At 61.7% G+C, this 18,029-nt stretch carries 16 protein-coding genes; 9 read left to right on the plus strand and 7 right to left on the minus strand.

Annotation, left to right across the window (positions count from 1 at the left end; genetic code table 11):
- Window positions 1–29 precede the first annotated feature (29 nt).
- The 4 genes from G7047_RS17890 to G7047_RS17905 are packed head-to-tail and all read right to left on the minus strand — an operon-like array spanning window position 30 to window position 4,442.
- The gene (locus tag G7047_RS17890; RefSeq protein ID WP_166308368.1) at window positions 30–1,571 is read right to left on the minus strand and encodes an AMP-binding protein; all 1,542 of its coding nucleotides are present in this window, start codon (window positions 1,569–1,571) and stop codon (window positions 30–32) included.
- A gap of 15 nt (window positions 1,572–1,586) precedes the next feature.
- Window positions 1,587–2,489: a MaoC/PaaZ C-terminal domain-containing protein gene (locus G7047_RS17895; protein WP_166308371.1), complete on the minus strand. Its 903-nt coding sequence runs from the start codon at window positions 2,487–2,489 to the stop codon at window positions 1,587–1,589.
- A gap of 10 nt (window positions 2,490–2,499) precedes the next feature.
- The gene (locus G7047_RS17900) at window positions 2,500–3,402 is read right to left on the minus strand and encodes an SDR family NAD(P)-dependent oxidoreductase (RefSeq protein ID WP_166312131.1); all 903 of its coding nucleotides are present in this window, start codon (window positions 3,400–3,402) and stop codon (window positions 2,500–2,502) included.
- Window positions 3,403–3,455: 53 nt separating this feature from the next.
- Complete coding sequence (locus G7047_RS17905) at window positions 3,456–4,442, minus strand: tripartite tricarboxylate transporter substrate binding protein (RefSeq protein ID WP_166308374.1); 987 nt, start codon at window positions 4,440–4,442, stop codon at window positions 3,456–3,458.
- Between the two features lie 191 nt (window positions 4,443–4,633).
- Here G7047_RS17905 and G7047_RS17910 point away from each other — a divergent pair, with 191 nt between their 5' ends.
- Together G7047_RS17910 and G7047_RS17915 are read left to right on the plus strand one after the other, a co-directional pair.
- A complete protein-coding gene (locus G7047_RS17910; RefSeq protein ID WP_166308377.1) occupies window positions 4,634–5,431 on the plus strand; it encodes an IclR family transcriptional regulator C-terminal domain-containing protein in 798 nt (265 codons plus the stop codon).
- Between the two features lie 80 nt (window positions 5,432–5,511).
- The gene (locus G7047_RS17915) at window positions 5,512–6,531 is read left to right on the plus strand and encodes a tripartite tricarboxylate transporter substrate binding protein (RefSeq protein WP_166308380.1); all 1,020 of its coding nucleotides are present in this window, start codon (window positions 5,512–5,514) and stop codon (window positions 6,529–6,531) included.
- Between the two features lie 13 nt (window positions 6,532–6,544).
- On the opposite strand, the gene G7047_RS17920 is transcribed toward G7047_RS17915, so the two are convergent.
- Entirely contained in the window at window positions 6,545–7,024 is a 480-nt protein-coding gene (locus G7047_RS17920; protein ID WP_166308383.1) for a VOC family protein, read from the minus strand.
- 249 nt (window positions 7,025–7,273) lie between these two features.
- Between G7047_RS17920 and G7047_RS17925 the strand changes: the two genes are divergently transcribed.
- Genes G7047_RS17925 through G7047_RS17950 form a run of 6 tightly spaced genes read left to right on the plus strand, consistent with a single transcriptional unit; the run spans window position 7,274 to window position 12,921 of the window.
- Window positions 7,274–8,332, plus strand: coding sequence for a LacI family DNA-binding transcriptional regulator (locus G7047_RS17925; RefSeq protein ID WP_166308386.1), 1,059 nt, complete (start codon window positions 7,274–7,276; stop codon window positions 8,330–8,332).
- A 52-nt stretch (window positions 8,333–8,384) separates the two neighbouring features.
- The gene (locus tag G7047_RS17930; protein WP_166308389.1) at window positions 8,385–9,395 is read left to right on the plus strand and encodes an ABC transporter substrate-binding protein; all 1,011 of its coding nucleotides are present in this window, start codon (window positions 8,385–8,387) and stop codon (window positions 9,393–9,395) included.
- Between the two features lie 18 nt (window positions 9,396–9,413).
- Window positions 9,414–10,229, plus strand: coding sequence for an ABC transporter permease (locus G7047_RS17935; RefSeq protein WP_166308392.1), 816 nt, complete (start codon window positions 9,414–9,416; stop codon window positions 10,227–10,229).
- 16 nt (window positions 10,230–10,245) lie between these two features.
- Window positions 10,246–11,043, plus strand: a complete 798-nt coding sequence (locus G7047_RS17940) for an ABC transporter permease (RefSeq protein ID WP_166308394.1) — start codon at window positions 10,246–10,248, stop codon at window positions 11,041–11,043.
- The gene (locus G7047_RS17945) at window positions 11,033–12,076 is read left to right on the plus strand and encodes an ABC transporter ATP-binding protein (protein WP_166308396.1); all 1,044 of its coding nucleotides are present in this window, start codon (window positions 11,033–11,035) and stop codon (window positions 12,074–12,076) included. The genes G7047_RS17940 and G7047_RS17945 overlap by 11 nt, the downstream gene beginning before the upstream one ends.
- Entirely contained in the window at window positions 12,073–12,921 is an 849-nt protein-coding gene (locus tag G7047_RS17950) for a phosphodiesterase (RefSeq protein ID WP_166308399.1), read from the plus strand. Before G7047_RS17945 ends, G7047_RS17950 begins: the two co-directional genes overlap by 4 nt.
- Window positions 12,922–13,072: 151 nt before the next feature.
- On the opposite strand, the gene G7047_RS17955 is transcribed toward G7047_RS17950, so the two are convergent.
- Entirely contained in the window at window positions 13,073–14,413 is a 1,341-nt protein-coding gene (locus G7047_RS17955) for an amidohydrolase (RefSeq protein WP_166312132.1), read from the minus strand.
- A 346-nt stretch (window positions 14,414–14,759) separates the two neighbouring features.
- On the opposite strand from G7047_RS17955, the gene G7047_RS17960 reads away from it, so the two are divergent.
- A complete protein-coding gene (locus G7047_RS17960; protein WP_166308402.1) occupies window positions 14,760–16,466 on the plus strand; it encodes a Na/Pi cotransporter family protein in 1,707 nt (568 codons plus the stop codon).
- 449 nt (window positions 16,467–16,915) lie between these two features.
- Here the strand turns inward: G7047_RS17960 and G7047_RS17965 are convergent, their stop codons facing one another.
- Window positions 16,916–17,953 carry a bile acid:sodium symporter family protein gene (locus tag G7047_RS17965; protein WP_166308405.1) on the minus strand — a complete coding sequence of 346 codons (1,038 nt, stop codon included), beginning with the start codon at window positions 17,951–17,953 and terminating at the stop codon, window positions 16,916–16,918.
- Window positions 17,954–18,029 lie beyond the last annotated feature (76 nt).

The following is an 18,029-nucleotide window of genomic DNA, read 5'->3' on the forward strand; positions in this document are numbered from 1 at the left end:
GCAGTCTCCGGCCTTTCTTGTGCATGGTGTCAGTGGGCAATCTGGCTGGCTTGTGGCCAGTAGCGTGCCTTGACCAAACGCTTGAGCAGCTTGCCCGAATCGGCACGCGGCAGTTCACTGACGAAATCCACCGAGCGCGGACATTTGAGCGCCGCCATCTTGCTGCGGCACAACGCAATCAGTTCGGCGGCCAACGCGTCACTCGCGTCGGCAGCGTTCTGCAATTGCACGACGGCCTTGACCTCTTCGCCAAACTCCTCGTTGGGCACGCCAACTACCGCTACGTCGGACACCGCGGGATGCATGGAGAGAATGTTCTCGGCCTCTTGAGGGTAGATATTTACCCCGCCCGAAACAATGGTGTTGGCCAGCCGATCCGTGAGATAGAGGTACCCCTCCTCGTCCAGATAGCCGATGTCGCCATACGTGGCCCAGCCGCGGTCGTTGTAGGCGCTGCGGGTTTTCTCAGGATCGTTGTGGTATGTGAAGCTTCCGCCACCCGAAAAGTAGATCACGCCTGCTTCACCCTCAGGTAGCTCCTGCCCCTCGCTATCAACGATGTGCACCTGTCCAAATTCAGGCCTGCCGACCGAACCCTTGTGCGCCAGCCATTCAGCGGAGTCGAGCGACGTGCGCCCCACCAGTTCCGTGCCACTGTAGAACTCAAACAGAATCGGCCCCCACCAATCGATCATCTGTTCCTTGACGGCGACAGGACAGGGTGCGGCCGCATGAATCGCAAAGCGCATGCTGCCCAGATCGAAGCGCGCGCGATCAGCATCGGGCAAGCGCAACATGCGAATGAACATGGTCGGCACCCATTGCGCATGGGTGACGCCAAAACGCTCGATGGCTTCGAGCGCGAGCAGCGGATCGAACTTCTCCATCATCACGCTGGTGCCACCCACCTTCATCACATTCATGTTCCAGCGAATCGGTGCGGTGTGATAGAACGGCGCCGTCGAGAGATATACGGAGCCTGCGTCGAACTCCTTCCAGCGAGTGCGCGGATCATCCTTGCTGGCAAAGAACTTGTTCGCATCCGCCAGCGGTCGCTTGATGCCCTTGGGCAGGCCCGTCGTGCCAGACGAGTAGCAAAAATCCATGCCCTGCATGGTTTGCGGCAGTCGGACGCAAGCTGCGACACTGGCGATGAAGTGATCGTAGCCCTCAAAACCCGGACGCTCTCCATCCAGCAACACCCGCTTGAGCGGCAAATTCAACAGCACGTCGGCATCGATGTCGCCAAGCGTTTCGCGGGAACAGAAGACTGCCTTGGCACCACAGTCCTCAAGGATGTATTTCACCTCGTCGGCCTTGAGATGCCGACTGATGGGCGTGTAGTACAGGCCGACGCGGTACGCCGCCCAGATGATCTCGAAATAGCGCACATGGTTCTCGAGAAAGATGGCGATACCGTCTCCCTGCTTCAAACCCGAGGCCACCAGGGCCGCAGCGCATTGACGCGAGCGTTGCTCCAGTTCGTGCCATCGCACCGCACACCCCGAAGGAACCATGTAATAGGCAACACCGTCGGGGTTGTCGCGGGCAAAGGTTTCAATGGTGGACATATCCAGCGTTCCTCTTCATTCGGCCGACATTCGAATCTCGGCCACCCCATGGCTCAGCACCTTGCACTGACGCTCCCTGACCCAGACCTCAAAGTGAACTGCCTGCGTTGCAGAGACCGGATCCTGCATGCCGTGCCACACACGCAGGATCAGGGTTTCACCAGGAATCACCGGAGCAGAAAATCGCGCCGCAATGCTTGCCAGGCGCTGCGGCGCATTGCCACACACCAGCCGAAGCAGTCCCCTCGCCGCCATCCCATAGGTGCAAAGGCCATGCAGGATCGGTTGCTCGAACCCCGCATTGCGCCAGACCTGCGGTAGTGCATGAATCGGATTGCGGTCACCGTTGAGTCGATAGAGCAGTGCGGCGTTGCGCCGTGTACCCATCTCGATTTCGACATCATGGGCGCTGGTGGGCGCGGCTTGCAGCGCAGGCAAGGGTGCGTCGCTGCACGCCCTGCCCATTGTCGAATAGCCGCCATCTGCGCGGCAAAAAGAGACATGCTCCACATAGGCAACTCGCCGCCCGCTGTCCGCATCAAGGACCTCGCGCTCGGTCGTGACCAATGCACCTTTTCCGACGCCCTTGTCGACGATACCGCTCACTCGCGTCCTGCTCAGCAGCTTGCCACTGGGTGCCAAGACGGCGTCGAAGCGCATGCGATGCTCGCCATGCAGAATCTGCATCCAGTCGATGCCTGTTTTCGGATCCGTTGCCCACGCACCCGGCGCACCCACTGTGGCGAGCAAGGTCGGTACGACGCGCAGATCATCCTCCACGACGTAGCCCAGATCCGATTCGTCAAATGGATCTTCCGCCATGCCCAGACTCAGCGCGTACAGGATGACATCGTCCTGCGAATATTCGTTGATGACGTCGGCAAACTGCCAATGCTTTACAGCCTCATAGTCGATCATCGTCGCGCCCTCAGACCGGGTCCCAGGAGAACACTTCGGGCGAACGTTCCAGTGGCGTGAATGCCCGCTTGATGGCCGGCAGCGCGTGTGTGCGCAAGCTCTCCTGATCCCAGCCCGTGGCGCTGTGCACCGAGACCAACGGGCGCGGCTGGCTCATCACCATAACCTCATTGCCACGCACCGCGAGGACCTGGCCGTTGATTTCCGCAGAATCGTCGCTGATGAGAAAGGCCGCGACTGCCGCAACCTGCTCCGGCTTCATCGATTGCATGCGGGCAAGACGCTGCTTCTCGGCCTCAGTCTCACTTGGCAGGGTGCCGATCAACCGGCTCCAGGCAAACGGTGCGATGCAGTTGGAGCGCACGTTAAATCGCGCCATGTCGAGCGCAATCGATTTGGACAGCGCGGTCATTCCCAACTTGGCCGCCGCATAGTTGGCCTGACCGAAATTGCCAATCAGCCCAGAGGTCGATGTCATGTGTACCATGACGCCGCTTTCCTGATCCTTGAAAAAAGGTGCTGCGGCACGACTCACGAAATAGCTGCCGTGCAAATGCACATCGATCACGGCGCGCCATTCGTCCTCGTTCATCTTGTGGAAGATGCGGTCACGCAGGATGCCCGCGTTGTTGACCACACCATCGATCCGACCGAAACGATCCACCGCCGTCTGAATGATGCTGGCCGCGCCCTCGCGCGTGGCCACCGAATGCGTGTCGGCTACCGCCTGCCCACCTGCGGCAACGATCTCGCCCACCACCTGGTTGGCCGGACCTGCGGCCTGACCTTCCCCATTGCCGCTTGATCCCAGATCGTTGACGACCACCTTCGCACCGAGCCTTGCAAGCAACAGGGCCGTTGCCTTGCCAATGCCGTTGCCAGCGCCCGTCACAACCACCACCTTGTCCTTCATTTCCATCTGACTGTCTCCTTCATCTTTTCGCCCCGCACAAGCGTGGGACTGCTTCAATCCGACTGGATCTTTCCGACGCGGATCACTTCGGTCCAGCGATCCTTCTCACGTTGCACGAAACGCTCAAAGTCCTGCGGGCTACCGCCCACGGCAGCGCCGCCTTGCTGCGCAATCGTCTTGCGCACATCAGGGTCTGCCAGCACTGTATTGAGTTCAGCGTTCAGCGCCTTCACGACGGCGGGCGGCGTTTTGGACGAAACGAACAGCCCCAACCACACCGACACATCAAAGTCGGGATAGCCCAACTCCACAAGCGTGGGCACGTCGGGCAACTCGCTGCTGCGCTCGCGCGTGGTTACGGCAATCGGTCGAATCTTTCCACCGCGTATCAACGGCAACGCCGTAATCAGGTTGTCCACCATGTAGTCCACCTGACCGGCGATCAGGTCGGTCAGCGCTGGCGATGCACCTTTGTAAATAACGTCCACAGAACGGATGCCGGTGCGTTGATTCAACAGCGCACCCGCAAGATGGCCGGACGAACCGCTGGTGGAGACCGCCATCGACAGACCGTCAGGCTTGGTGCTCGCGTACTGCTTGAGATCGGCCACCGACTTGACAGACAAGCGGGGATTGACCACCACAACGTCCGGCATGGACAGCACATGAATCACTGCCGTCATATCGCCGAAGGTATAGGGTAGTTTTTTCTGCAACTCGTAATTTGCGGCGTTCGGTCCGAGGCTGCCCATCACCAGCGTGCGGCCATCCGGCTCGGCACGAAGCATGGCCTGGATTCCGATCGCACCACCTGCGCCCGGGTGGTTTTCCACGATCACAGGTTGATGGATACGCTCACCCAACGACTTGGCGATCAGCCGACTGGTGATGTCCAGAATCCCGCCCGGGGAGCTCGGCGCAATGATCCTGTAAGGCTTGCCGGCCGGTAGATCCGACGGCATGTTTTGCGCCTGCGCGGCCCCATGCAGCCCCACAGTCATTGCAGCACTGATGCAAGCAAGTAGGTGGCGACGATTCATTGTTCTGTCTCCTTCCAGAATGGAAATATAGGTATACTGTCCTCCTGGCGGATTTATAAATCCGTCCAACGGATATTTAAGAACACTTCATCTTGGGCGTCAAGATCGTTTGCCGCAGTCGCACTTCGCCTCTCGTTAAGGGCTGCTTCGGCACTGCCCTGCATGCGCGCCCGATTCTGGGAAACAAGGACATGACGGAACTGGACAACGAAGGCTTCGTGCGCTCCTTTGCGCGCGGCCTCAGCGTGCTGGAGACCATGGGCACCAGCGGTCCTCACACGCTTGCCAGCATCGCTACCGCCACTGGCTTGCCGCGCACCGTAGTACGGCGCATCTCTCTCACATTGTGCGAGTTGGGCTATGCGGTACTGGATGAGGACAAGGTATTTCACCTCACGACCAAAGTGCTCAGCCTGGGCACCAGCTATCTGACTTCACTGCCTTTCTGGGGCCATGCACAACGCGTGCTGGAAAGCCTGTGTGCGCAGTTGCAGGAGTCCTGCGCGATCGCGCTTTTCGACGGCAGCGACGCGGTGTTTGTGCTGCGCATTCCATCGAGCAAGATCATGTCGCTGCGGCTGGGCATGGGCAGCCGCCTACCGGCCTACGCCACCGCTCCGGGCCGCTTGCTGCTAGCGCACTGCCACACCGAGGTGCGCGAGCGCTATCTGCAAACGCATGCGCTCGCACCGCTGACACAGCACACCTTGACGGAGAAAGACGCGATTGCACAGTCACTTGCACAGATTCAGCGCGATGGCTATGCATGGGTAGATGGCGAGTTCGACCCGCATGTGACCGGATTGGCCGTGCCGATCTATGACGAGAAAAATCAGGTAAGCGCGGCCATCAGCGCCAACCTGTTGCGCTTGGAGTTCGATCTCAAGCGCGCGCAGGCCGATGTCCTCCCGGCGCTGCGCAACGCGTCCATGCTCTTGGCCGGACTGGCGCCCGCTTTTCTGCATTCACGGTCCGCACCTCGACTCTGATTACTTCCTATCTCGGCACGCTGTGCGGCCTCGGCTATTCTTCGCGCTTTACGCTCCCGTCAAGACAACAGAAGACTGCCATGAAAAGCTCCAAGGTTCACGCCATTGCCTCCCGCCCATACGCTATCCAACGCCGGCAATTTGCCGCACTGACTTCTCTCGGTCTGTTGGCCGCGTGCACCTGCATGCCGCACGCATGGGCACAGACAATCCACTGGCCCACCAAGCCCATCACCTTCGTCGTTCCGCAGGCCCCCGGCGGTGCCAACGATGTGATCGCGCGCGCCGTGGCGCAAGGGCTGGAGAGCGCACTGGGTCAGCCCGTCATCGTGGACAACCGCCCCGGTGCCAACGGCAATCTCGGCACCAGCCAGGTCGCCCGCAGCACGCCCGACGGCCACACCTGGCTGGTCACCGCGCAAAGTGCCTATACCATCAATCCCGCGCTCTACAGCAGCATTCCGTTCGATCCGATCAAGGACTTCACGCCAGTCATGCAGCTCGCGGTCGCGCCGTATCTGCTGGTGGTGAATCCCAAGTTCCCAGCCAAGAATCTTGACGAGCTCGTGGCCCATGCCAAGGCCCATCCCGGCAAGGTCGAATTCGCATCGGCAGGCAACGGCACGCTGAACCATCTGCTCGGCGAAATGCTCAAGACGCAAAAACACATCGACCTGCTTCACGTGCCTTACAAGGGCGCATCCGCCGCCGCGACCGACGTGGTGGCCGGCCAGTTGCCGATGACCTTCGGCAGCTTTCCCGGTGTGATGCCCTTCGTCGCAAGCGGCAAGCTGCGCGTGCTCGGCGTAGCCTCCGACAAAACCACCTCGCTCGCGCCCGAGATCCCTCCGCTCGGCAAAGACCTCGCGGTGACCTCATGGTATGGCCTCTTCGCGCCCGCAGGCACGCCTGCGCCCATCGTCAACAAGGTCCACGACGCTGTGGTCAAGGTGCTTGCGACGCCTGCGATGCAGGAGCGCCTCAAGACCCTCGGAGCAGAACCCGTGGTCTCCGATCCGGCGAGCTTCAAGGCCTCATTGCCCGCCGAATTGGCCTACTGGAAAAAGGTAGTGAAAGAATCCGGCGCGCATATCGATTGACGCGCTGAAATACTCATCCGCGCCGCGCCTTCTCCAGCGTCGCGATGTCGAGCTTCTTCATCGTCATCATCGCATCGAACATCCGCTTGGCGGCGACACGGTCAGGGTCGGTGAAGGCTTCGAGCAGCATGCGTGGGGTGATCTGCCACGAGATGCCCCAGCGGTCGCGGCACCAGCCGCATTCGCTTTCCTCGCCGCCATTGCCGACGATGGCGTTCCACAGGCGGTCCGTCTCCTCCTGATTCTCGGTCGCGATCTGAAAGGAGAACGACTCGTTGTGCTTGAAGTGCGGCCCACCGTTCAGGCCCACGCAGGGGATGCCCGCAACGGTGAATTCGACCAGCAGCTCGTCACCCTGCTTGCCGTCCGGGTAGTCGCCGGGGGCGTGGTGCACTGCACCCACGCTGCTGTCGGGAAAGGTCTGCGCATAGAACTTCGCAGCATCAAGCGCGTTCTTCTCGTACCAGAGGCAGACCGTGTTCTTGCGGATCATGTCGATGTCTCCTGAAAGTGTGAGGGAACGGACCATTCTCCCGACATGAGCGAATCATTCAAGTCGTAGACCGCGCGCGTGCCATGGACTCTTGCCCACCTGCAATCGAGCCCCTCCTCAGCCACATCCTCAATGCGCCTTCAACGGGTAAACCCTCCCACACATCTGTCACGCCCTCGTCATACTGCGCAGGCCCAATGTAATCGTTTACATGACTTCAACGAATTTGCAGGAAAACGGATAGGCTCCATGCGCATACAAGACGTCGCCAAGGCTGCAGGTGTTTCCGTGGCCACCGTGTCGCGTGCTCTGAATAAGCCCGGCAAGGTAGCTGCCGAAACGCGCGCCCGCGTGGAGCAAGCTGCTGACCAACTCGGCTATACACCCAATGCGAGCGCCCGCACCTTGCGCACGCAGCGCAGCAAGGTGATCGGCGTGGTGCTGCCCACGCTGCTCAATCCCGTGTTTGCCGAATGCTTCGAAGGCATCGCATCGACCGCCGCCGCTGCAGGCTATGCAGTGCAACCATTCACTACCGAATACCAAGTAGAGCGAGAAGACCGCGCGGTGAACTCGCTGCTCGCGGGCAATGCGGACGGGGTCATTCTGGTCGTCTCCAACCCCGCCCGTTCGAGCGCGCTACAGCGGCTGGTTACCGCGCGCCTGCCCTATGTACTGGCCTACAACCAGCACGCCAAGCATCCCTGTGTATCGGTGGACAACGCGGCCGCCGTGACCAGACTGATCGCGCATCTCACCTCACTCGGTCATGAACGCATTGCGATGGTCAGCGGCCAGTTGCAAGCCTCCGACCGCGCACGCCAACGCTATCGCGGCTACCGGCTCGGCATGAAACGCGCGGGCCATGAAGAACTGCCACTGATCGAAGTGCCGTTCGTCGAAACCGCAGTGCAAGAGCTGGCAACCCAGCTTGCGAATCAACCCGCAACAGAACGCCCCACCGCACTGGTCAGCTCCAACGACCTGCTCGCGATCCGCTGTATCCGCGCCGCGCATCTCGCAGGATTGAGCGTGCCCGAACAACTCAGCGTGACCGGCTTTGACGGCATCGCGCTTGGTGAAGACCTGACGCCGATGCTCAGCACCATCGTGCAGCCGAATGCCGAGATTGGCCAGCGTAGCGTGGAACTGCTCGCGCACGCCATGGCCTCCAACGCGCCGCTGACTGCCGCTGCCAGCATCACGCTCGCGCACCGCTTCCGCACGGGCGAATCGTGCGCAGCGGCGCCCCCTTTCAAGCGTTCACACAACGAGAAGAAGACGGTGGGCCGCAAGCCGTCCGTTTGACCAGTCTCCCCATCAACAACCTCCCGCCAACCGAATCAGAGGGTCCACTCCCATGAAACACCACATCCAGCAACTCACGCGCGTCACGGCGCTGGCCTTGGGTCTCGTCGCCAGCAGCGCTTTCGCGCAGACCGCCATCTGCTACAACTGCCCCACCGAATGGGCCGACTGGGGCACTCAGATCAAGGCCATCAAGGCCAAGACGGGCGTGACCGTTCCGCCGGACAACAAGAACTCGGGGCAGTCGCTAGCTCAGCTCGTTGCCGAAAAGGCCAGCCCCGTGGCCGACGTGACCTACGTGGGCGTGACCTTCGCCTACCAGGCCATGAAAGACGGCGTGGTCCAGCCCTACAAGCCCGCGCAATTCGCCGACATTCCCGAAGGCCTGAAAGACCCCGCAGGCCACTGGTTCGCGATCCACTCGGGCACCATGGGCTTCATGGTGAACGTCGATGCGCTCGGCGGCAAGCCCGTGCCCAAATCGTGGGCCGATCTGCTCAAGCCCGACTACAAAGGCCTCATTGGCTACCTCGATCCCGCATCGGCCTTCGTCGGCTACGTGGGCGCGGTCGCGGTCAATCAAGCACGCGGCGGCACGCTCGACAACTTTGGTCCGGGCATCGACTACTTCAAGCAGCTCAAGAAGAATGATCCCATCGTGCCCAAGCAGACCGCCTACGCCCGCGTGCTCTCGGGCGAGATCGCGATCCTGCTCGACTACGACTTCAACGCTTATCGCGCCAAGTACAAGGACAAGGCCAACGTCGAGTTCGTGATTCCCGCTGAAGGCTCCGTGGTCGTGCCCTACGTCATGAGTCTGGTGAACAAGGCGCCGCACGCCGCCGACGCGAAAAAGGTGCTGGATTTCGTGCTCTCCGATGAAGGCCAGACCATCTGGGCGAATGCCTATCTGCGCCCGGTGCGCAACATCGCCATGCCCAAGGACATCCAGGCGCGCTTCCTGCCAGCGAGTGAATATACACGCGCCAAGACCGTGGACTACGACAAGATGGCCGCATCACAAAAAGCATTCTCCGACCGCTATCTGAAAGACGTCCAGTAAGGGCGATCCAGAGGTTTCATGCGATCCGGATTCCGTCCTTCACGCACGCTGCTGGCCGTTTGTGCGGCCCCCGCAGCGGCGTTCTTCGCGGCGTTCTGGCTGCTGCCGGTGGTGCGACTGCTCGCGCTGCCGGCAGAACAAGGCCTCGCCGCCTATTTCGTCGTGCTCACCAACGGGCGCTACCTGCAAAGCCTTTTGCAGACTTTGGGCCTGTCACTCGTCGTCACGCTGGCCACACTGGTGATTGGTGCACTCGTGGGCATCACGCTCGCACGCCAGCGCTTTCGCGGCAGGCAGTTGCTGCTGTCGCTGCTCACGCTGCCGCTGTCGTTTCCTGGCGTGATCATCGGCTTCTTCATGATTTTGCTGGGCGGCAGACAAGGCGTGCTAGCGGACCTCACCAACAGTCTCGGCTGGGGCCGTGTCACCTTCGCCTATGGCCTGCTGGGCCTGTTCCTCGCGTATCTGTATTTCTCGCTGCCGCGTGCCATCGCCACCTACACGGCGGCGGCCGAGGCCATGGATGCACAGCTCGAAGAGGCCGCCCGCTCCATGGGCGCGTCGCGCTGGAACGTGGCGCGCGATGTGTGGATTCCCGAACTCGCGCCCACCACGCTCGCCTGCGGAGCCATCGTGTTTGCCACTGCCATGGGGGCGTTTGGTACAGCGTTCACTCTGTCGGCCAAATTCGAGGTGTTGCCCATCACCATCTACAACGAGTTCACCAACTACGCCAACTTCGCGCTCGCGGCCAGCCTGTCGATTGCGCTCGGCGTGATCACCTGGGCCGTGCTGTGGATATCGCGCCGCGTGTCCGGCAGCGTCGCCATCTGAAGGGGCGCCATCCATCATGAGAAATGCAAGACAAGCCCCGCTTTCACTGATGCTGCTGACCGCGCTGGTCGCGGTGTTCATGCTCGCGCCCATCGCCCTGTCGGTAATGGCCGGCCTCGTCAACAACTACAGTGCCGGACTCAAGAGCGGACTCACCACGCGCTGGCTCTTCGAGGTCTGGGACAACTACGGGAACACCGTCGTCTGGTCGCTCGCGATTGCAGCGATGTGCGTGATCGGCAACTTGCTGATCGGCGTGCCCTGCGCCTACATGCTGGCGCGCACCCAGTCGCGCTGGGCGCGCCTGTTCGAGGAGCTGCTCACGCTGCCAGTGGCCGTTCCGGGCCTGGCCAGCGCGCTCGCGCTGATCCTCGCTTACGGCACGCTGCAGGGCTTTCGTCAGAGCTTCGCGTTCATCCTCGTCGGGCATATGGTGTTCACGCTGCCCTTCATGGTGCGCACCGTATCGTCCGCTCTGCAGAAGCACGAACTGCTCGCGCTTGAAGAAGCCGCGCGCTCACTCGGCGCGAGCTTTTCTCAGCGCTTTCTCGGCGTGCTCGTGCCCGCCGTGCTCCCCGCCATCATCGCTGGTAGCCTGATGGTGTTCACGCTGTCCGTCGGCGAATTCAACCTCACATGGATGCTGCACACGCCGCTCACACGCACCCTGCCTGTGGGCCTGGCCGACAGCTACGCGTCCATGCGCATCGAGATCGGATCGGCCTACACGCTGGTCTTTCTGGTGGTGATCCTGCCGGTGCTCTGGGCACTGCAGGCAGTGGGCACCCTGATCGGAAAACATTATGGAAATTGAACGCACGCGCATCGACATCGTCAACTGCGCCAAGACCTATGCCGACGGAACGCGCGGCCTGCAACCCACCACGCTGACTGTGGAGCCCGGCGAGGTGCTCGCGCTGCTCGGCCCCTCGGGCTGCGGCAAGACGACGCTGCTGCGCCTGATCGCCGGACTCGAGTCGCCCGATGCGGGCAGCGTCATCCGCTTTGGCGACACCGATGTGACCCACACGCCCATCGAGCATCGCAACGTGGGCATGGTGTTCCAGCACTACGCGCTGTTCCCGCAGATGACGGTGCAGGCCAACATCGGCTATGGCCTCAAGATCCGGGGCACGCCTGAAGCAGAACGCCAGCGCATCGTCGGCGAACTCGTGGACCTCGTGCGCCTCAACGGCCTTGGGAAAAAGCGCCCCGCCGAACTCTCGGGCGGCCAGCGCCAGCGTGTGGCCCTCGCGCGCGCCGTGGCTGCCAAGCCACGCGTGCTGCTGCTCGATGAGCCGCTCACCGCGCTCGACGCCAAGCTCAAGGAATCGCTGCGTGATGAACTCGCCGAGCTGCTGCGCCGTCTGCACATCACGGCCGTTCACGTCACCCACGATCAACAGGAGGCGCTGGCGATTGCAGACCGTCTCGCGGTGATGCGCGCGGGTCGCATCGTGCAGATCGGCGATGGCGAATCGCTGTACCGCACACCGGCCCATCCCTTCGTCGCAGCCTTTCTCGGCCGGGTGAACAAGCTGACCAGCAACGGCAGCGGCATGCTCGACCTCGGCGGCATCGCGCTTGTCTGCCCCACCGCGCAGGCCTCGGTTCTCGTGCGCCCCGAAGACATCCAGATCGGCCACGCCGAATCCGGCTGGGGCCGCGCCGAAGTGCAGCGCCGCAATTTCCTCGGTGACCGCGTGCAGCTCACGCTGAACGTCATTGGACAGGGCGCACTTCTGGCAGACGTGAATCGCGATCACGCGGCTCGCGAAGGCGAGGTGGTCGGCATCCGCATCGCGCCCGAACACCTGATGCCCATGATGGAGGACGAAGCGCCATGAATTCCAGAAACGATAACGAGATGACCCTGCTGCTTCAGCTCTCCGACCCACACATCCGCGAACCGGGCAAGCTCGCCTACGGACGCATCAACACTGCGCCCTATCTCGCGCAGGCCGTGCAGACCATCCTGCATCAACCGCAGCGCCCAGACGCCATCGTCATCACCGGCGACCTCACGGACTTCGGCCGCGCCACCGAGTACGAGCACCTGCAATCGCTGCTCGCGCCGCTCGGTGATGTGCCGCTCTACCTGCTGCCCGGCAACCACGACGAACGCCAGCAGCTGCGAGCGAGCTTTTCGACGCATGCGTATCTCGGCACCGAAGGTTTCGTGCAATACAGCGTGCCCGTCGGCGAACTGCAGCTCGTCACGCTCGACACGGTCACCCCCGGCGAAAGCCACGGCACGCTGTGCCACCAGCGCCTTGCATGGCTTGAAGAAGAGTTGGAGAAGCAACGCCACAAGCCCGTCGTGATCGCCATGCACCACCCGCCATTCCAGACCCTCATCGGCCACATGGACAAGATCGGCCTGCTCACCGGAGCCCCCGAACTCGAAGCCATCGTCGCCCGCTTTCCCAACGTGGAACGCGTGATCTGCGGCCACCTGCACCGCAGCATCCAGGTGCGCTTCGGCGGCACCATCGCATCGACCGTGCCCTCGCCAGCACATCAGGTCTGCCTCGACATCGACCCCAACGCTGCCTCGGCCTGGACGCTGGAGCCCCCGTCCTACGCGCTGCACGCGCTGCCCCAAGGCGGCCGCCTGGTCTCGCACCTCGCGGCCAGCGGCGCGTTCGAGGGGCCGTTTCCGTTTCATGAGGGCGGCAAGCTGATCGACTGAAGACCATTGGATCGAAACGGCCACACGAGCAGACGCAAAGCCCCCAGCCATAAAAAAGCCCGTCGGATGACTCCAGCGGGCTTTTCAATTTTGCAGCGAGGCGAAACTCTCTCAACAACAGTTCTTTGCACTGCCCGGCGACTCAGGGGGCTCAGTTTTTCTGAGCCGCCAGCATATAGTCCACCGCCATGTTCGACAGCGCGCGCACGCCGTAGATCATCGACGACTCGTCTGCGAAGAACAGTGGCGAGTGGTTGTTTGGGGCGGTGTTCGGGTCCTTGTCTTTCGGCGTGACGCCGAGGTAGAAGAACATGCCCGGCGCTTCCTGTTGGTAGAACGAGAAGTCTTCCGAGGCGGCGGACTTGGGCTGCACGCCGTAGTTGCCCTTGCCTGCCACGCGCTCGAGCGTGGGGCCCATCTGCGCGACGAGGTCGGCGGGGTTGACCACCGCGTTATAGAGCTCGACGACCCTCACCTTGGCCTTGGCGCCCGAGCTTTCGGCGATATGTTCGGCCGTGGTGGCGAGGCGCTTGTGGATGTCCTTCTTCATGCCTTCATCGTACGTGCGGATGGTGCCGATCATCGAGACCTTGTCGGGGATGATGTTCATGCGGTTGCCACCGTTGATCGCGCCCACGGTGACCACCGCTGGCTCCAGCCCGATGTTGGCCTGACGGCTCACGATGGTCTGGATGCCGGTGATGATCTGCGCGCTCGCGACGATCGGGTCGACGCCGGACCACGGGCGCGCACCGTGCGTCTGCCTGCCGGTCACGTCGATCCAGAACTGGTCCGCAGACGACATGGCCGGGCCCGGACGCCATGCGATGTAGCCGGCGGGATAGGCGCTCGAGACATGCAGGCCGAAGACCGCATCGACCTTCGGATTCAGCATCACGCCTTCCTTGACCATCTGCTTGGCGCCCCAGATCTTCTCTCCATCGGGCTCGAAGGTGGCGGGCGACTCCTCTGCAGGCTGGAAGATGAACTTCACGCTGCCGGGCAACTGGTCCTTCATGCCGGCCAGCACTTCGGCGGTTGCCATCAGCATGGCGACGTGGGTGTCGTGGCCACAGGCGTGCATCACGTCCACTTCCTTGCCGAGAAACTGGCCCTTGGCCCTGGAGGCGAACGGCAGTTCGTTCTGCTCCTTCACCGGCAGCGCGTCCATGTCGGCGCGCAGCGCCACCACAGGGCCGGGCTTACCGCCCTTGAGCAGGCCGACCACGCCGGTCACTGCCACGCCGGTCTTCACCTCCATGCCAAGCTTGCGCAAGTGGTCCGCAACCAGCGCTGCCGTGCGCGTTTCGAGGTTGCCGAGTTCAGGATGTTGGTGGATGTCGCGGCGCCATGCGATCAGTTGTTGCTCGATGGCCTTGGCACGCTGGTCGATCTGCGCATGCAGCGTCTGCGCCTGCGCGCTCTGGATCGCGGCCATGGCGGCCTGCGGCGGTTGTTGCGCTTGAGCACCCGCCGAGAAGGCCAGCGTCATGAAGGCCACGAGCGCAGTGCGCTTGATGGCATTGTTCTTGCAAGAGGATTTACGGTCACTCTTTGTCATTCTGATGTCTCCCAAAAATGCAGAAATTGCGCTGCCATTGCCTCGGTCTCCTACGGTGGTCCCTGCAGCGCCACCAGGCCCAGTGGCCGCGTCCGATTGTAGGTGTGCTCTCACTCCGGGATGTCATCCACACGCCCTTTCAAAAGCGATTCCACATCCGCTGGAGCGAGGCCACACATCCGCCTCCATACGCTTAACCACGCAAAAATCAACTGCGGACAGCCCTAAATCCACGCACCGACACACAACTGTCACATAGATGTAGACTCGAGCGACAGTGAAGCATTTGTTGAATCTATTAGCCGCCATCGCGCTACTCGTGTGGGGAAGCCACCTGGTGCGAACCGGCGTGCTGCGCGTTTTCGGCGCAAACCTCCGTTCCCTTCTCGCCCGCAGCATGGGCAACCGTTTCACGGCGGCCTTGTCCGGCATGGGCGTCACGGCGCTGGTGCAATCGAGCACCGCCACGTCGCTGATGACCTCGTCCTTCGTTGGTCAGGGACTGATCGCCCTGCCCGCCGCTCTGGCGGTGATGCGCGGCGCAGATGTCGGCACGGCGCTCATGTCGGTGCTGTTCTCGGTTGATCTTTCGTGGCTCTCGCCGGTCTTCATTCTGGTCGGTGTGATCCTGTTCGTCACCCGCCAGGCCAGCACTGCAGGCCGCGTTGGCCGCGTGCTGATCGGCCTCGGCCTGATGCTGCTCGCGCTCGACATGGTAGTGCAGGCCAGCGAGCCGATGCTGGCCTCGCCCATCATCAAGGCGATGCTCAACTCCATCAGCAGCGACATCTTCATGGAGCTGGTGATGGGCTGCGTGCTCGCGGTCGTGGCCTATTCCAGTTTGGCCATCGTGCTGCTGATCTCGGCCATGGCGGCATCGAACGTCGTGCCGCTCGACGTGGCGCTCGGACTCGTTCTCGGCGCCAACCTCGGCAGCGGCCTGCTGGCCGTGATGACCACCGCCAAGTCCGCCGTCGAAGTGCGCCAGGTCACCGTCGGCAACATGGTCTTCAAGGTGCTCGGCGTGATCATCATGACGCCGTTCATCGGCACATGGATGAAGTACGTTCAACCACTGCTTCCCAATGCCGCGCAGAGCGTCGTGCTGTTCCACCTGGCCTACAACATCATCATCAGCGTGGGCTTCATCGGCTTCACGCAATGGGTGGCTGATCTGATGACCAAGCTGATGCCCAAGCCCATGGAAGACAAACCCCGCCGCCCGCATCATCTCGATCCCTCTGCGCTATCCACCCCATCGCTCGCCATCTCGTGCGCCGCCCGCGAGGCGCTCTATCAAGCCGACGTGGTCGAGACCATGCTCACCGGCATGCTTGATGTGATCCAGAAGAACGACGAGCAACAGGCCGAGCGCATCCGCAAGATGGACGACGAGGTCGACCAGCTCTACTCCGCCATCAAGTACTACCTCACCAAGATCTCGCGCGAGGCGTTGGGTGAAGAGGAAAGCAAGCGCTGGGCCGACATCATCAGCTTCACCATCAACATGGAGCAGATCGGCGACATCATCGAGCGCGTGATCATCGACATCGAAGACAAGAAGATCAAAAAAGGCCGCAAGTTCTCCGAAGCTGGCATGGCCGAAATCACCGAACTGCATGGCCGTCTGGTCAGCAACCTGCGGCTGGGGATGAGTGTGTTCTTGAACGGCAACGTGCGTGATGCCAAGCGTCTGCTGGAAGAGAAAGTTCGCTTCCGGGATCTGGAGCGGACGTACTCCACAACCCATTTGGCCAGGTTGTCCGAGAACACCATGCAGAGCATCGAGACGAGTTCGCTGCACATCGATCTGATCAGCGACCTCAAGCGGATCAACTCACTGATCTGCTCGATTGCTTATCCGATTCTGGAATCGGCTGGGGAGTTGGTGCCTAGCCGGGTCAAGGCGATTAACGAGGCGGCGGCGAATGCTGCAACTCCGGCTTCACCGCGCGCTGCGGCGGCTGAGCACAGTAACGCTTGAGGCTTGTTATCTCTCTATGCTTCTGCTGTTGGGTTGAGAGCGGAGGCCGGGACTGCCCCCGGCGGGGCAATCACTTTTTGCTTGCGCGCAAAAAGTAATCAAAAACGCGCTTTTGAATACCTCCGGCGAAACTCGCGGCGTTCCTTCGTCACTCTGCTCGAACAACCGCCGGAAATCAGTCTGGAAGAGGTGTTTGCGGCACATCGCTGCGCTCGTGCCAGGGTGTTTGCGTAGCTGCATTGGGATTCAAACGCCCACTGCTCTTTTGCGCAAGGATGATCTCGCGGCAGTCAGTAAATCGCACAACACTCGCGCACCAACATCTCGCGAAGTCGAGTTCTGCCGCGGGTATTGAAAAGCGCATTTTTGGTAACTTTTTGGGCAAGACCAAAAAGTTACTCCGCCGCCGGGCGGAACTCCCGGCCTCCGCCCTCAAAACACCAAAAACATCAAACCTTGGAAACAGTAGTAGCAGTAGCCGACGAACAAGCAGCCACATCCGCAGAAGGAGAGGCGAGCACCTCAGCCCGCCGAGCATACCTCTGCGCCAACACCGCACACACCATCAACTGCAGTTGATGAAAGATCATCAACGGCAACACGATCAACCCCGCATCCGCAGAAGGAAAGATCACCTTCGCCATCGGCACACCGCTGATCAGACTCTTCTTGGAGCCACAGAAAACAATCGTGATCTCGTCTTCCTTGTTGAACCCCAGCTTGCGCGAGATAAATGTGGTGAACAGCAACACGATGGCCAAAATAATCGCGCTCACCAACAACAGCCCGAGCAATGCAGCCAACGGCAGTTGGTGCCAGATGCCTGCCACCACAGCCGCGCTGAATGCTGTGAACACCACGAGCAGGATCGAGCCCTGGTCAACTATCTTCAGCACCTTGGCGTGCTTCTTCACGAAGTCACCGATCCAGGGGCGCAGCAGATGACCAGCGACGAAGGGCAGCAGCAGTTGCAGCATGATCTTGCCGATGCTGTCGAGCGCGTCGTGGTGCGCATCACCGGCTTGCGGCAGAACGATTTTCACGAGCAGCGGGGTGACGACGATGCCGAGCAGCGTCGAAGCCGATGCGCTGCAGATCGCGGCGGGCATGTTGCCACGGCCCATCGCGGTGAAGGCAATCGCCGATTGCACGGTGGCGGGCAGCACGCAGAGGTACAGCACGCCGGTGTAGAGTTGCGGCGTGACCAGTGGCTCGAGGACCGGGCGCAGCGCCACACCGACGATGGGAAACACGATGAAGGTGGTGGCGAACACCAGCAGGTGCAGTCGCCAGTGGCCTATGCCCGCAAAAATCGCGTCGCGCGAGAGCTTGGCGCCATGCAGAAAGAACAGCAGCGCGACGGCCGCCGTGGTGACGCCCTCGAAGAAATGGGCGGCCTGTCCGGAGACGGGCACGAAGCTCGCCAATGCCACCGTGGTGATGAGCATCAGCGTGAAGTTGTCGGGAAGAAAGCGGGAGCGAGCCATGACGGGAACCTGGCCCCGAAGAGCCTGTTATTGATGAGTACTGCTACGGATTGGACCGCATGGCCAGCGCAAAGTA

This window comes from Diaphorobacter sp. HDW4A, from assembly GCF_011305995.1.
Taxonomy (GTDB): domain Bacteria; phylum Pseudomonadota; class Gammaproteobacteria; order Burkholderiales; family Burkholderiaceae_C; genus Diaphorobacter_A.

Bases quoted from the DNA above. Each gene is read 5' to 3' on its own strand.
- G7047_RS17890 (WP_166308368.1), bottom strand. From the start codon at position 1,571: ATGTCCACCATTGAAACCTTTGCCCGCGACAACCCCGACGGTGTTGCC.
- G7047_RS17895 (WP_166308371.1), bottom strand. From the start codon at position 2,489: ATGATCGACTATGAGGCTGTAAAGCATTGGCAGTTTGCCGACGTCATC.
- G7047_RS17900 (WP_166312131.1), bottom strand. From the start codon at position 3,402: ATGAAGGACAAGGTGGTGGTTGTGACGGGCGCTGGCAACGGCATTGGC.
- G7047_RS17905 (WP_166308374.1), bottom strand. From the start codon at position 4,442: ATGAATCGTCGCCACCTACTTGCTTGCATCAGTGCTGCAATGACTGTG.
- G7047_RS17910 (WP_166308377.1), top strand. From the start codon at position 4,634: ATGACGGAACTGGACAACGAAGGCTTCGTGCGCTCCTTTGCGCGCGGC.
- G7047_RS17915 (WP_166308380.1), top strand. From the start codon at position 5,512: ATGAAAAGCTCCAAGGTTCACGCCATTGCCTCCCGCCCATACGCTATC.
- G7047_RS17920 (WP_166308383.1), bottom strand. From the start codon at position 7,024: ATGATCCGCAAGAACACGGTCTGCCTCTGGTACGAGAAGAACGCGCTT.
- G7047_RS17925 (WP_166308386.1), top strand. From the start codon at position 7,274: ATGCGCATACAAGACGTCGCCAAGGCTGCAGGTGTTTCCGTGGCCACC.
- G7047_RS17930 (WP_166308389.1), top strand. From the start codon at position 8,385: ATGAAACACCACATCCAGCAACTCACGCGCGTCACGGCGCTGGCCTTG.
- G7047_RS17935 (WP_166308392.1), top strand. From the start codon at position 9,414: ATGCGATCCGGATTCCGTCCTTCACGCACGCTGCTGGCCGTTTGTGCG.
- G7047_RS17940 (WP_166308394.1), top strand. From the start codon at position 10,246: ATGAGAAATGCAAGACAAGCCCCGCTTTCACTGATGCTGCTGACCGCG.
- G7047_RS17945 (WP_166308396.1), top strand. From the start codon at position 11,033: ATGGAAATTGAACGCACGCGCATCGACATCGTCAACTGCGCCAAGACC.
- G7047_RS17950 (WP_166308399.1), top strand. From the start codon at position 12,073: ATGAATTCCAGAAACGATAACGAGATGACCCTGCTGCTTCAGCTCTCC.
- G7047_RS17955 (WP_166312132.1), bottom strand. From the start codon at position 14,413: ATGACGCTGGCCTTCTCGGCGGGTGCTCAAGCGCAACAACCGCCGCAG.
- G7047_RS17965 (WP_166308405.1), bottom strand. From the start codon at position 17,953: ATGGCTCGCTCCCGCTTTCTTCCCGACAACTTCACGCTGATGCTCATC.